Annotated in this window: 13 protein-coding genes and 1 pseudogene; 11 read left to right on the top strand and 3 right to left on the bottom strand. The window is 62.5% G+C overall.

Annotated features, from left to right (window positions below; all coding sequences use genetic code 11):
* From A9D60_RS26290 to A9D60_RS21470, 10 genes and pseudogenes are all read left to right on the top strand, one after another.
* Positions 1–130 (top strand): annotated as a pseudogene (locus tag A9D60_RS26290) (IS5/IS1182 family transposase); the annotation flags it as partial.
* Positions 131–612: 482 nt separating this feature from the next.
* The gene (locus A9D60_RS21510) at positions 613–1,014 is read left to right on the top strand and encodes a ParB N-terminal domain-containing protein (protein ID WP_217492083.1); all 402 of its coding nucleotides are present in this window, start codon (positions 613–615) and stop codon (positions 1,012–1,014) included.
* Complete coding sequence (locus A9D60_RS21505; RefSeq protein WP_065269493.1) at positions 1,011–2,384, top strand: Y4yA family PLP-dependent enzyme; 1,374 nt, start codon at positions 1,011–1,013, stop codon at positions 2,382–2,384. The genes A9D60_RS21510 and A9D60_RS21505 overlap by 4 nt, the downstream gene beginning before the upstream one ends.
* Positions 2,385–3,395, top strand: coding sequence for a cysteine synthase family protein (locus A9D60_RS21500; RefSeq protein ID WP_065269492.1), 1,011 nt, complete (start codon positions 2,385–2,387; stop codon positions 3,393–3,395).
* Positions 3,392–4,531: an NAD/NADP octopine/nopaline dehydrogenase family protein gene (locus tag A9D60_RS21495; RefSeq protein WP_065269491.1), complete on the top strand. Its 1,140-nt coding sequence runs from the start codon at positions 3,392–3,394 to the stop codon at positions 4,529–4,531. Before A9D60_RS21500 ends, A9D60_RS21495 begins: the two co-directional genes overlap by 4 nt.
* Positions 4,531–6,420 carry an IucA/IucC family protein gene (locus tag A9D60_RS21490; protein ID WP_065269490.1) on the top strand — a complete coding sequence of 630 codons (1,890 nt, stop codon included), beginning with the start codon at positions 4,531–4,533 and terminating at the stop codon, positions 6,418–6,420. The genes A9D60_RS21495 and A9D60_RS21490 overlap by 1 nt, the downstream gene beginning before the upstream one ends.
* Entirely contained in the window at positions 6,417–7,646 is a 1,230-nt protein-coding gene (locus tag A9D60_RS21485; protein ID WP_065269489.1) for an MFS transporter, read from the top strand. The genes A9D60_RS21490 and A9D60_RS21485 overlap by 4 nt, the downstream gene beginning before the upstream one ends.
* Positions 7,647–7,756: 110 nt before the next feature.
* Positions 7,757–8,815, top strand: a complete 1,059-nt coding sequence (locus tag A9D60_RS21480) for an ABC transporter substrate-binding protein (protein ID WP_254656764.1) — start codon at positions 7,757–7,759, stop codon at positions 8,813–8,815.
* 110 nt (positions 8,816–8,925) lie between these two features.
* Complete coding sequence (locus A9D60_RS21475; protein WP_254656763.1) at positions 8,926–9,879, top strand: FecCD family ABC transporter permease; 954 nt, start codon at positions 8,926–8,928, stop codon at positions 9,877–9,879.
* On the top strand, positions 9,873–10,625 hold the full coding sequence (locus A9D60_RS21470; protein ID WP_065269486.1) for an ABC transporter ATP-binding protein: 753 nt from the start codon (positions 9,873–9,875) through the stop codon (positions 10,623–10,625). Before A9D60_RS21475 ends, A9D60_RS21470 begins: the two co-directional genes overlap by 7 nt.
* Before the next feature lie 316 nt (positions 10,626–10,941).
* On the opposite strand, the gene A9D60_RS21465 is transcribed toward A9D60_RS21470, so the two are convergent.
* Together A9D60_RS21465 and A9D60_RS21460 are read right to left on the bottom strand one after the other, a co-directional pair.
* Positions 10,942–11,568, bottom strand: coding sequence for a LysE family translocator (locus tag A9D60_RS21465; protein WP_083194303.1), 627 nt, complete (start codon positions 11,566–11,568; stop codon positions 10,942–10,944).
* The gene (locus A9D60_RS21460) at positions 11,565–12,473 is read right to left on the bottom strand and encodes a DMT family transporter (RefSeq protein WP_065269485.1); all 909 of its coding nucleotides are present in this window, start codon (positions 12,471–12,473) and stop codon (positions 11,565–11,567) included. The genes A9D60_RS21465 and A9D60_RS21460 overlap by 4 nt, the downstream gene beginning before the upstream one ends.
* Positions 12,474–12,602: 129 nt before the next feature.
* Here A9D60_RS21460 and A9D60_RS21455 point away from each other — a divergent pair, with 129 nt between their 5' ends.
* Positions 12,603–13,505, top strand: coding sequence for a LysR substrate-binding domain-containing protein (locus tag A9D60_RS21455; protein ID WP_065269484.1), 903 nt, complete (start codon positions 12,603–12,605; stop codon positions 13,503–13,505).
* A gap of 120 nt (positions 13,506–13,625) precedes the next feature.
* On the opposite strand, the gene A9D60_RS21450 is transcribed toward A9D60_RS21455, so the two are convergent.
* A partial coding sequence (locus tag A9D60_RS21450) for a tyrosine-type recombinase/integrase (RefSeq protein ID WP_254656762.1) occupies positions 13,626–14,229 on the bottom strand: 604 nt, incomplete at its 5' end.

Raw genomic sequence — 14,229 nt, 5'->3', positions numbered from 1 at the left:
TGGCTGGGCCAAGACCGTTGGCGGCATGTCCCAGACCGTCTATCGCGGCGTCGAACGGGTGCGGTCGCGCTTCATCCTGACGCTCGCAGCCGGAAATCTCGCCCGGCTGCCCCGGTTGCTGGCGGAATGAGGCTGGAGGGGGGGACGCAGGCCTGCTTCCAGCCACCCAATCCGGAAGACCGATGAGAGAACTCATTCCACCACGGAGAACAGCGTCCCACTGGCCTGACTAATTCAGCGGCCTGCTAAATCAGTCAACGGCGCTTTTGGTGCCGTAAAAAGGTGACCGGAGATAAGCCCTCCTCTCGGTCAGAGTTTCAAATGGGTCAGTGTTCTATTCCATAACTTGTGGGAACTATACAAATTTTTCAGTGCCGCCGACGCCAATAACCATCCAGGCGGCTATGCCGTGGCTGAAAGGAATTTACTTCCTGACTGGGCATAGCCAAGTTATCTGGCACTGCCGGTCTATGTGTTGACAGCTCAACCTCAACGGGCTAGAGCGTCCCTGCCAGCGTATTCCGACTGTAATTGTCAGGATAGCCAGTCTACTTCCTTTCCGTGAATCCCAGGCTGGCCAGAATGCAGTATACCCTCATATCGCCTACTCGTTTGACCCCCACGGAAGAAGTGGATTTCGACAGGGTTGCAGACCTGCAGGCAAAAATCCTGCTGGGCGGCCGCTGGACTGTCCCGATTACAGTGGAGAGGAACGCGCTGTTCGTGATGGACGGCCACCACCGGCTGGCCGTTGCGCGCCGGCTGCGGCTGGCGGTGATGCCTGCCGTTCTGCTGGGATACGACGCGGTGCAGGTGGAAAGCTGGCGGCCCGGTGAGACCGTCACCCCCGCAGATATCTTTGCAATGGCCCGCAGCGGCCGCAAATTTCCCTATAAGACGACGCGCCATGTCTTTCACCAGGATCTGCCCGGTTGCGACGTGCCGCTGGACAGCCTGCGCTGCGCAGTTCCGGCAGGCCATGCGCCGTCACAAATCGCGAGCGTAATGCCATGACCTTGCACTGCCAAAAGCCGGGCGCGGGCCTGTCCCCGATTCTGCGGCCGGAGATATCGGAGCTGCTGACCAGCGGCAGCGGGCGCCTTGCGGACTGGGTTGCGCAGTATGGCTCGCCGCTCAATCTGATCTGGCCCGATGAGCTGCCAGGGAATATCGCAAAGCTGAGGGCTGTCCTGGACGAAAGCGGCGTCCAGCACATGATCTATTACGGGGCGAAAGTGAACAAATCGCCTGGTCTCATGAATGCGGCCCTGCGGGCCGGGGCAGGCATTGACGTCTCGAGCCTGTATGAATTGCGCGACGCCAGGCGGCTTGGCGCCGAAGGCACCCGGCTGGTGGCGACCGGCCCGGCCAAGACGGAAGCGTTCCATCACGAGCTCATCGGCTGCAACGCCCTAATCTCCGTGGATTCTCCGGAAGAGCTGGAGGATCTTGTGCGGTGCCTGCCGGCGCATGGCGCGGGACAGCGGGTGTTGTTGCGCCTGTGTCCGGAAGGGCAGTCCGCGAGCCGCTTTGGCATGCCGGCGGATGCCATCCGTGACTGTCTGGCGCGCATTGTCGGCGACAGCAGGATTGATCTTGAAGGCCTGCATTTCCATGTCAGCGGCTATCGCTGGGAGACCCGCGCAGCGGCCCTGATGGAGGCCGCGGGCCTGATCGCCGAGGCCCGGGCAATGGGCTTTGCGGCGCGCATGATCGACATTGGCGGCGGCCTGCCGGTCCAGTATGTAGACCCCCTGGCTTATGAGGCGCATCTGGCGGCACAGGTCCCGGAGGATTACCGCACCGGGAAGGTTCCGGAGTCCTGCTACCCCTACGGCGGCACGCTGTCGGCGGCTGACTGGCTGCGCCGGCTTTTGCAGGCACCGGCCGGCGGCGGCCGCAGCATTGCCCAGTATCTGGCGGATGAGGATCTGGTGCTGGCGATGGAGCCCGGCCGCGCGCTGACGGATCAGGCGGCGGTTTCCGTCTTCCGGGTGTCCCGGGTGAAGGCCCTGGGCGCTGGCGCGTATGTCATCTTTGCCGAAGGCAGCAGTTTCAGCGCGTGCGAAACCTGGTTTGCCTCTGAATATCTGGTCGATCCGATCCTGATCCCGGCGCAAGCGCCGCCAGCCGCAGCAGAGCCCGTCCGGGGCTATCTGGCGGGTCACAGCTGCCTGGACGAGGACGTCCTGAGCAACCGCTGGCTCAGCTTCCCCGTGACCCCGCAAGCCGGAGATCTTCTGGTTTACGCCAACACCGGCGGCTACCAGATGGATCTCCTAGAAAACGAATTCCACCGCCACCCGATGCCGAACCGCCTGTGCGTGGTTCCGGACGCGAATGGGCAGCCGGCACTCATCCCTGACACACTTGGAGAGGCATAAATGCTCTATACGTCCACAACCCAGCTGATCGGCCAGACGCCGGTCATGTCGATTGCCGTCCCGAACCGCGACGCCGTGCTGGTGCTGAAGATCGAGAAGAACAACCCCGGCGGATCCATGAAGGACCGCATGGCGCGCAGCATGGTGCTGGCCGCGCTCGAGGACGGGCGGCTGGCGCCCGGCGGGACGATCGTTGAATCCTCGTCGGGCAATACCGGCATCGGGCTGGCGCTAGCGGCGCTTGAGTTCGGCCTGCGCTTCATCGCGGTGGTCGATCATCATGCGGCGCCGGACAAGATCCGCACGATGCGGGCGCTGGGGGCGGACATCCGCTATGTCGAAGGCGATTTCCGCGAGGATGAAGTGGCCGTGGTCGAGCGCCAGCGCATGGCCGCACAGCTGGGCGCGCAGCTGCCCGGAGCGCTGTTCATGAACCAGTCCGACAACCCCGCAAACCCGGACGGCTATGCCGGATTTGTCGATGAGCTTCTGGGGCAGCTTCCGGAGGGCATCGACGCCTTTGTCGGATGCGTGGGGACGGGCGGGTCGATGMCCGGGATTGCCCAGCGGCTGAAACGGATTAACCCTGCCGTGCGCACGATCGCGGTGGAGCCGGCGGGGTCGATCGTTTTCGGGCAGCCCGGGCATCCCTATTACCAGTCCGGAACCGGGACGCCGCAGGGCGATGAGGTCGGCAAGGTGCTCGACTACGGGTGCATCGACGAGGGCGTGCAGGTGACCGACAGCCAGGCCTTTGAGACGGCGCGCTATATCGCCCGCCGCAAGGGGCTGATGGTTGGTGGCTCCACCGGCGGCACCATCTACAAGGCGCTGGAGTTCATTGCCTCGGGCAAGCTGACCGGGACGGTTGTGACGCCGGTTGCCGACGGCGGCGAAAAATACTTGGGCTCGGTCTTCGACGACGGCTGGATGGCGGAGCGCGGCTTGCTGGATCCGGCGGTGGCGGCGCGGCTAGACGCCTGGCTGACGGCAGAGGCGCGCGCGGCATGAAGGTCACGATTTGCGGCGGCGGCCAAACCGGCCATCTCTACGCCGTGCTGTTCAAGCAGCGGCCGGGCATCACCGTTTCCGTCCTGACCGGTAGTCCCGAACTGGCCCGAGGATGGGCCCAGGGCAGCGGCGACTGGCAGGCAACGGCGGCGGATGGCCAGACCGTGGGCGCGCGGCCCGACTATGCCGGCACCGATCCGGGCGAGGCGCTGCGGGACACGGATATGGTGATCGTGACGCAGCCTGCCCAGGCGCGGCCGGCGCTGATGCGCCGGATCCGCGCGCATCTTCCGGCGGACAGACCCGTCTATCTGGGGGCGATCCCGGGGTCCTGCGGCTTTGACTGGCTTGCGGAAAACGCCGTTGAGGGGCATGGCAATGTAGTGATTTGGGGCATGAAGGACGTTCCCCATACGGCCTTCGGGCTGGTTCCGGGCCGGATGGTGCGTATGGGCGGCAGCAAATCGCAACTTTTCGCGGCCCTGCACCGGCGCGAAAGCGCTGCCGCCCGTGCGGCTCTTTCCGGGATGCTTGCCCGGCTTTTCGATGCGCCGGTCACGATGCTGAATGACTTTCTGGAAATCACCCTGACACCGGGGAACGCGCTGATGCACCCCGCCGTGCTGTACGGGCTGATCGGTCCTGACGCGCCGTGGCAGGACAAGCCTTTCGATGAACCGGTCTGCTGGTGGAGCGACTGTCCGCGCGCCAGTGCCGAATTGCTGGAGGTCTGCGACGCGGAAAACCAGGCCATCCGCGATGCGGCAACGGCGCGGCTTGGAACCGATCTCAGCTCGGTCAAGCCGCTGCGGCAGGAGCTGATCGAGGCTTATGGCGGCCAGATCGAAGACGGCCGGACGATGTATTCGCTGCTGCGCACCAACCGGGCCTATGCGGGCATCGAGGCCCCGCTTGTGCCCAATCCGGACGGGGCGGGGCTGGTGATCGACCGCGAAAGCCGCGCCTTTCACGAAGACATCGCCTTTGGCCAGGCCCTGCTTGTGACGATGGCGGCACGTTTGAACGTGGGCATTCCCGCCATCACGAAAATCTATCAATGGGCCTGCCGGTATCACGGTGGTCTGGCGGATGTGATGCCGGACTACGTGCCTGCCGCCTGGCCGGAGGCTGCCTGATGCAAGAGACAATGATGACCAAGGCGGATGCCGATCCCAAGGCATGCGATGCGTGGCTGAGGGCGGATGCATCGCGCAATGCGTTTGGCCGGCTGGTCCGCTGCCTGTTTGCCGAACGTCTGCTTGACCCCGGTGCATTGCTGTGGGCACGCGATGGCCGGCAGGCGTGGTTCCCTGTCTGGGAGACGCGCCGGGTCCTGCATTTTACCGATCTGCGCCGTGCTCCGGCGGGAACGCTGCAAAACCGCGGACATATCGAGGTGCTGGACGACACCGGCACCTGTCATCGGATTGACGATGCCGCGTCCCTGATCGCGGAAGTTGCGCCTGCGCTGGCGATTACGCCTGCGCAGGACGGCCTGGAGCATCTGTTGCGCGACCTCAGCGACAGCATGCGCAATGATGTCTTGGCACGCTGTCACCGGGAAAGCTGGAGCGCCGATCTGCGCCGGGACATTGCCGCCGCAGGCGCCTCCGGGTTCATCGCCTATCTTGAACGCAGCCTGCCGCCGCATCTGGCGGCCATGGCGCTTGATCAGTGGGGCGCCCTCGAAGGCCATCCTTTTTATCCGACATGGAAGGCTAAGCCCGGCCTGTCGCCCGAAGATGTGCGGGCCTTGTCGCCCGAGTTTGGCGCCCGGGTTCGCTTGCGCATTTCGGCGCTCCGGAGGGATTGGGCCTATGTGGAAACGATGCCGCAGGCCGGCAGCTATCCGGACTGGTTCTCAAAAAACTTTCCGGGCCTCTGGCGCGACTGGACCGAAGGTCTGAAGGCGCGGGGGAAATCGCCGGACGACTGGCTGCCGCTTCCGGTCCACCGGTGGCATCTGGACAATTTCCTGTGCCGGGAATTCGAGGCCGAGATCGCCTCCGGCGTTTTCGATCCGGACGGCCCCGAGATCATGACGCTGCCGTCGATGTCGTTCCGGACAATGCTGCCGGACACGCAGGAGCCCAGACCCTTCATCAAACTGCCGGTGGCGGTCTGGCTGACCAGTGAGCAACGCACCCTGCAGGCCAAGTCGATCCATATGGGCCCCCGCCTCAGCGCGCTGATTTCGGACATTGTCGCCAAGGAGGAGGAGCTTCGTGGCAGGCTGGAGATCTTCACCGAAGAAGTCGGCATGATCCTGCGCCATCCCGAGACGGGCGACGAGCATCCGGGGCGGTTCCTTTCGGTGGTGTACCGCAATACGGACTCTTTGGCGCGCGAGGACGGGCTTGTGCCGGTTGCCGTCGCCGCGCTGCTGACGGCTGGCCCGGCTGACGGCCGGCCTCTGATCTGCGAACTGATCGCCAGAAATGGTGACGAGAGCGAAGCGGCCGTAAGGGCGTTTTTCCGTGCCTACGCTCGCACCGTCATCCGGCCAACGCTCACGATGTATCTGCTCTACGGGATCGCCTTTGAGGCGCATCAGCAAAACAGCACGGTGCTGTTCGGCCCCGCGGGGCAGCCGCAAAAGCTGCTGATCAAGGATTTCGGGGACGGCCGCAGTTTCGCGCCGCTGCTGGAGGAGCGCGGTTACCACCTGAAACCGTTCAGCCAGAAGGGGATCTTGCCCACTTCATTCGACAAGGATATCAGCCTCGTGCGCTCTTTCGTCATCGACGCCTGCTTTGTCTGCCATCTGCATGAGATGGCCCTGTGCCTGAGCGAACAGTATGAAATCCGGGGCAGCGGTTTGTGGCGCATCCTGCGGGAAGAGACCGCAGCGGCGTTTGACGCGCTGCGGCCGCGGGTGTCGTCCGGCATGTTCTGGCAGCAGGAACGCGCCGCGTTTCTGGAAAGCCCCTGGCCGACACGCTCGGTGCTGCGGATGCATTTGGAGCGCTATCGCGACTACCGGGTCGAGCATGACCTGCCCAACCCGCTGGCGGAGGCGGAATGACGGACGTCTCCGCCGGGTTCCGGAGCTTCGGGTCTGTTTTTGCGCTCCTGTTCGGGCTGCAGTTCGTTTCCATGGGCGCGATGGAGATGAGCGGCCCGTTCTGGCCGATCCATATCGAGGCCTTGGGCCCTTCCGGCAGTGTTTTCGGCCTCGCCGGAATTGGTGTCTATGTGTGCCCGATGCTTGGAATATCTCTCACCAGCGCCTTCTGGGGGCGGATGGGAGACCGCTACGGCAACCGGCTGATGATGGTGCGCGCACTTGCGGGGCTGGCGGTGACGCAGTTGCTCATTGCCTTTGCGTCCGATGTCTGGACAATCCTGGCGCTGCGCTTTCTCCAGGGGGCGTTCGCAGGCTATATCGCGCCGGCCCAGGCCTATGGCGTGCAAGTCACCGAGGGGCGCAACCGCGCCAGCCTGTTCGCGTGGCTGCAGGTGGCGACCAATGTCGGGTCGCTGGCGGGGGCGTTTCTGGGCGGTCTGATCCTGGACGCGCTGCCCTTCGCGGCCATCAACCTGACGGCGGGCATGATCTGCGCCCTGTGCGCCGCCATCGCCTGGGCAAGCCTGCCGGTGCCGCCAGCCGGGGCCGCCGCTGCCAGGCCGGCGCCGGCGCAGGCATCCATCGCCGCGCCGCCGGTTGTGGCGCCGGTCGCGGGGCTTTTGATGCTGATGGGGGTGCTGCTGGCCAGCCGCATGGTGCTGCAGGTTCCGTTTGCCCTTTACATGACACAGGTTTTCGGTGCGCAGCATTGGATGACCGGCCTGAGCTACGGCCTGCTTGCACTGGGCTTTGTCGTGGCCGCGCCTTTCTGGGCGCAGCTGTTCGAGGGGCGGTCGCCCGCCTTTGTTCTGGGGGGGAATGTGCTGATTTCAGGCGGCTGTCTTGCCGTCACCCATCTGGCCGGGATCACGGAGTCGGTGGCCGTTTTCGCAGCGTTCTATTTTGTCTGGGGCGTGTTGCTTGGCGGAACCACGCCGGTTCTTCTGTCCCTCATTTCAACAGCTGCGCAGAGTGACCGGCAGGGCTCGGTTCTGGGCATTGCGCAAACCTGTCAGCAGAGCGCTTCGATTGCCGGTATCGCCGCCGGGGTTACCGTGACCCGGTTCATGGGCCTGGATGCCGCGTTCCCGCTGGTCTCAGCCCTCTACGCGCTGTCGTGCCTTCTGGCGCTTGGCCTGTGGCTCAGGCTGCGCCGTTTCTCCCAGGAAGGAAATTTATTGTGAAAGCGTGCAGATCCATTGTTCACGCCCTGCTGATGGCTTTGGCCTTGATCGTGACCGGCCCGCCGGGCGCCTTGGCCGGCGGAAACCCCGCGGCACAGGAGCAAAGGCCGATGACCGTCACCGATATCGCCGGGCGCGAGGTGACCCTGAACGCACCGGTCAGGCGCATTCTTCTGGGCGAGGGCCGGCAGCTCTACCTGATCGCCTCGCTGGTTCCCGAGGATCCAGCGGGTCATTTGGCCGGGTGGCGCAACGATCTGATCGAGGCCGACCCGGCCACCCATGCGCGTTATGCCGAGGCGTTTCCAAGCCTGGCGGCGCTGCCCGCCTTCAAAGGCCAGGAAGACAGCCTGATCGACATTGAATCCGCCATCATCCAGAAGCCGGACGTGGTTCTGCTCAACCTCGAAGCGATGCGTGCCAATGAGGACGCCCGGTATGTCGAGAAGCTGGCAGCACTGGACATTCCGGTTCTCTACATCGACTTCCGCCACCATCCGCTGGAAAACACCGAGCCGACCATCCGCCTGCTGGGCCGGATTCTGGGGCGTGAGGCCCGCGCGGAAGAGATCATCGCCTTCCGCGATCAGGCGATTGCGCGGGTCACCGGCGTGCTGGCCGAACACAACCCGGATCGCCCCAGCGTCTTCATCGAGCGGATCGGCGGCTATTCCGACGATTGCTGCCTGTCTTTCGGGCCCGAGAATTTCGGCAAGTTTGCCGAACTGGCCGGGGGGCGCAATATCGGCAGCGAAATCATTCCCGCCACCTTCGGCCAGCTCAACCCGGAACAGGTGATCGTTGCCGACCCGGAGCATGTGGTCGTGACCAGCGCCGACTGGGAGGCCTATGTCCCCGGCGGCCGCTGGATTCCGCTGGGACCGGGCGCCGATGCGGCGGAGACGCGCAGGAAGCTTGAGTGGTTCACCAGCCGGGACGCCTACACCGGCATTGCCGCGCAGGAGACCGGGAATTTCCACGGCATCTGGCACCAGTTCTACAACAGCCCGTATGAGTTTGCGGCGATTCAGATCATGGCGAAATGGTTCCACCCGGAGCTGTTTGCCGATCTCGACCCGGACGCGACCTTTGCGGAGTTTCATCGCCGGTTCCTGCCCATCAGCTACCGGCCCGGCTACAGCACCAGCCTTTCCGGTGGCCCGTCATGACGACTATGCAAACCGAAACCGCAGCCCTTGGCGGCACCGGCACCTACAGGGCGCTCAGCCTCAGGCGGCAGCTCATTCTCCTTCTGCTGACAGTTGGCCTGGGGGTTGCCGTGCTCGGCGATCTCGCGACGGGACCCGCCCGCTATGGGCTGGGTGAGGTGCTCGCCACGGTCATTGCGCCGGCCGAGGCAGACAGGCAGATGCAGGTCATCGTCTGGTCGATCCGCATGCCGTCCGCGCTGATGGCGGTGGTGGTCGGGATGGCGCTGGCAATTGGCGGCGCGCAGATGCAGACCATTCTGAACAACCCGCTGGCCAGCCCGTTCACGCTGGGCATTTCCGCCGGTGCGAGCTTTGGCGCGGCCCTGGCGCTTGCCTTCGGCGTCGCCTTGGTGCCAATGGCGGGCGACTATATTGTCGCGGCCAATGCCTTTGTCATGGCGATGGCGACGGCCTTCATCATCCATCTGGCAAGCGTGCGGCGCGGCGCCTCAATTCAGACCATCGTGCTGCTGGGGATCGCGCTGGTGTTCAGCTTCAATACCGCGCTCGCCATCATCCAGTATTTTGCCGCCGAGCAGGCGGTTGCCGCTGTTGTATTCTGGACCATGGGAAGCCTGACCAAGGCGACCTGGCCGAAACTGGCCATCACCGTGCTGGCAGTGGCGCTGACCCTGCCGGTCTTCCTGCGTCGGCGCTGGCAGCTGACGGCATTGCGGCTGGGCGAAACCCGCGCGGCGAGCTTCGGCATTCCGGTGCGCCGCCTGCGGCTCGAGACCCTCGTTCTGGTTTCGCTTCTTTCAGCCATCCCGGTGGCATTTGTCGGGACGGTCGGTTTCATCGGTCTGGTCGGGCCGCATATCGCCCGCATGATGGTCGGCGAGGACCAGCGCTTTCTGCTGCCAGCCAGCGCCCTGACCGGCGCGCTGATCATGTCCCTCAGCTCAATTTTGGCCAAGATCGCCGTGCCGGGCGCGGTGTTGCCCATCGGGATCGTCACCGCGGCGATTGGCCTTCCCGTCTTTCTTTATCTGATTTTGAAAAGTGGAAAAGAGATATGGTAGCGCTCAGCACCCATCGCCTCGGGGCGCGGTTCGGATCGCGGCAGGTGCTGCGGGAGGTCTCCCTGCCGCTCTGCCGGGGGGGCGAAGTCGTAGCGGTGATCGGCCCCAATGCGGCAGGCAAATCCACCCTGTTCCGGCGGATCGCCGGGATCCTGCCGGGGTGCGGCGAGTGCCGCCTGGAAGGCGTGCGCGACGCCGAACGCGCCATTGCCTACATGCCGCAGGATCAGACAGGCACAGCGGTTCTCACCGTTTTCGAATCTGTCCTGCTTGCCCGCAAGCAGGTCAGCGGCTGGCGGCTGGCGGCAGATGACCTGACGGCGGTGGAGCGGGCCCTTGAGGCGCTCGGTATCGGTAGTCTTGCCGATGAGCTGCTTTCCGAACTGAGCGGCGGTCAGCGCCAGCTTGTCGGCCTGGCGCAATGCCTGGTGCGGGAACCGCAGATACTGCTTTTGGATGAGCCAACCAGCGCGCTCGACATGCACCGCCAGCTGGAGGCCATGTGCCGCGTGCGCAGCCTGGCGCAGGACACCGGCATGCTGGTGCTGATCGCGCTGCACGATCTCAACCTGGCGCTGAAATTCGCCGACAAGGTCGCGATCCTTGCCGGAGGCACATTGCACGATTTCGGCACCGCGGCTGAGGTGGTGACGGCGGACAACCTCGCGGCCGCTTTCCGGATCAGGGCACGGGTCGAAGCCTGCTCTCAAGGGAAGCCATGCCTGATCGTCGACGACGCGATCTGACATTTGGCAAATGGGACCAAAAAGCGCGGGGCCATGAACGGGAGCAGCACCTTTGATTGAGGGCGGGACTTTGCTGCCGTTGCCCTTCCCGGTGTTTGCTGACGCAGCATTCGCTCGTGGGTGCGGCGTGGTTTTCACTGTGAAGCAGCATGTGTCGCCAAACCGGCCGTTGAAAGTCAGTCCGAGAGGACAAGTCAAATCCTCCCTTTCGCCGCAACGTGGATCGACCATCGAAGAGCGGGACTTTTCAAACCTTCGCTGCAAATTCGCGAATGTCCCCTTCAGTGAGCTGTTCAACAAATGGCAGATTTCGTCGCTATCGAGTTGCCGCCATAAATACGCTTCCACCGATCAGGAACCCGCCACCTGTGTATCCGAACCGCCGCCGCGATTGTGCACTCTGGAAAGATTTGTGAGCTTGTGCGGCCAGTAGTGCATACCCGCCAAGAACGACCCCGACGATAACCGCTGAAGTCACAACGACAATGGCAAACTGAGTGTAGGTATTTGCTGTAGGATCGAGAAACTGTGAAAGAAATGCCACGTAGAAGATGATGGCTTTCGGGTTCAGGACGGCAGTGAAGAACCCGGCCCTGGCGCTGGAAATGCCGCTGACCGATGTTTCATCAAGTTGTAGGGTTACATCTTCCCGATGCGCTTGGATGATCTGTGAAATACCCAGATACGCCATATACACAACGCCCGCCCACTTAACGATTTGGAACAATTCAGAGGAAGCGGCCAGAATGGCACCGACGCCGAACAGGGAAAGCGCCACAAGAACGACGCCGCCGACCAATTCACCCGCAATGCACTGAAACGCGGCTTTTGTTCCTCGCGACAAAGCCAAGCCTGTGACGACAAGAACGCTTGGGCCGGGAATGATTGAAATGACGGTATAGGTGGCAACGAAAGCAAGCCAGAGTTCGAGTTCCAAGATCATATATCCTTAGCGTTAATTCTACTTCTGTTTGACGGCAGGGCGAGAAGTCCTGCCCCTACAATGATGACAATGCCAGCCAGAGAAAGCGTGTCCGGCAATTCACCGAAGAACAATCCGCCCCAGATCAGGCTGAACACCAAGTAACTGTAATCGAACGCGGCCACGGTCGCGGGGGGACCATTCTGATAGGCGATGGCGGCACCCACACTGCCGATCAGGATCACGGCTGCGAGGGCTGTAACGATGCCAAACAGTTTCAATTCCACGGGTTGCCACGATCCGAAGATGATCGATTCTTTCTGTCCCGCAAACAGGCTGAGGATCAGACCGCCAATGATGAACGCGATGTTCAGCGCAAGCGCCATGGCAAACGGATCATTATCGCGGCATTTGGCAGAGGTCAGGACCATCGCGCAGGCATAGAGGGACGCTGCAAGAACCGGCAAAAGCGTTGTGACCTGAAACTCCGACGTGTCCGGTCTCAAGACGAGGATGACGCCGCCGAACCCGAGGGCAATCGCCACGAGGGCGCGTGGTGCGGGCCATGTGCGGGCCAGCATCGCGGCAAGCACCGTGATCAGGATCGGGGACGTGTAGTAGGCCGCAGCGGCCAGCGAGAGCGGCATGAGCGGGAGGGACACGTAGTAGCTCAACCACATCAGGACCAGCAGAACACTTCGCGCAACAACCCATCCCAATGACTCGAAAGGGCGGACACCATTCTTCCAGACAAGCAAGTATAGGATCGGAAGGACCAACGCGGAACGAAGAACATACATCTGCCAAAGCGGCAGGGTGAGACTGGACGTCTTGATGATCGCGTCCCCCAGCGACAAGGCCAGAACCGCAATCACCACAGCCAGTACAGCCCGTTCGGTGTCATAAGTCTTTGCCGCTACTGTCACGGTTGCGTGTCCTGCTTTCCATTTATCGGGATCGGCACCAAATTGGGGGCCGATGTTTCAAGGCGACATAAATCATATATGATGCGTTGAGAAAAAAGAGATTCAGAACACTTTGCATGACCACAGATCATGGATAACCAGTTGCGGAACCTGCCACCACTATCACGGTTCAAGCCGTTCGAGGCTGCGGCTCGTCTCGAAAGCTTTTCGCTGGCGGCGGCGGAGCTGGGCATGACTCAGACAGCGATCAGCAAACAGATTGCGCAGTTGGAAAGTGATCTGGGGACCACCTTGTTCGAGCGCCGAAACCGTGCGGTGTTCCTGACAGGCGAAGGGCGCAGATTGGGACAGGTGGTCAGCACAGCTTTGTCCAGTATCGCGTCTGAGGTGGCGTATATTCGCGGCGATGGGCGCTCGGATGAACTGATCCTGCATTGCCAGCTTTGCGAGGCGTTTTACTGGCTGATGCCGAGGTTGGCCCGCTTTCATGAACGGCATCCCGGCACCGAGCTGCGCGTCATGAGTGCGCTCAAGCCGTTGACGGAGGCGCAAACCCCGTTCGATGTAGCGATCCAAACAACAGGCAGGCCGTCAGGAACCGCAAAGCTGGCCTTCACTGTGTCGGACGAGATTTTTCCGGTCTGCGCTCCTAGCTTGATTGATCCATCGACTTTACCTCTCGATCCCGACGATTTAGCGGCTTACTCACTTTTGTCCCACCGAGTCATCCCGCAGGACTGGATGGATTGGCCGGACTGGTTTGAGGCCTTTGGTGTTGCCCAGACAAGTGAGCGGTTCACACATTTTGACAGTTTTCCTATCGTTCTACAGGCGGCAGTGGCAGGGCAAGGCGTGGCCCTTGGCTGGAAGCGCACGGTGCAAGGAATGATAGACGAGGGAAAGTTGATCCGGCCCTGCCGTGAAACTGTTGTGCATCCCGCCGAACTCGCGGTGTATCAAGGATCGGGCGGTAAGCTGCACCCTATGACCAAGCCGCTATTGGCGTGGTTGTCAGATGAGCTTTCAGAATAGAGCAGTCATTCGACCATTTCGCAGCATCAGTCTTTCTGGGCTCGATCCAACCCACCGCTGCGATGCGAATGCAGGTCCGCTTCGGATTGGCGAACGGCACGAGCCGCCCGCCAAGATGGTTCAAATGTCGATTTGCTCGGCGATGCTCAGCGCATCTTCAAGTTCGACGCCAAGATATCTGACTGTGCTGTCAACCTTGGTATGTCCGAGCAGAAGTTGAACCGCTCTGAGATTTCCGGTTTTGCGGTATATCTCCGCTGCTTTGGTCCGGCGCAGCGAATGGGTGCCGTATCCGCTGGGCTCCAGCCCAATCGCGGCCACCCAATCCCTCACAAGCCGGCCATATTGGCGTGTTGAGATATGCGGGCGGTCATGAAACCTGCTGGGAAACATGAAACGGCAGCCGAGCATCTCCGGTGACTTGATCCATGCGGCAATGGTATCCCGCGTGTTTTCAGAGAGTTCAAACTGAACTGGCCGCTTGGTTTTGCTCTGGATCACGGACACGCGTTCGCGAACGCGATCATCCCTCACCAGGTCGGCGACGGCCAGTTTCACCAAATCGCATCCGCGAAGCTTGCTATCAATGGCCACGTTGAACAGCGCAAGATCGCGCAGGTTGCCCGCCAGCTCGAGCCGCGCGCGGATCGCCCAGACCTGTTTCGGCAAAAGCGGCCGTTTCTGGCCGATGATCCGGCCCTTGTTCCAGGCTCTTCGTTTCGGG

The organism is Leisingera sp. JC1, from assembly GCF_001679925.1.
GTDB lineage: Bacteria > Pseudomonadota > Alphaproteobacteria > Rhodobacterales > Rhodobacteraceae > Leisingera.
This window is presented reverse-complemented; position numbering and strand designations above follow the sequence as displayed.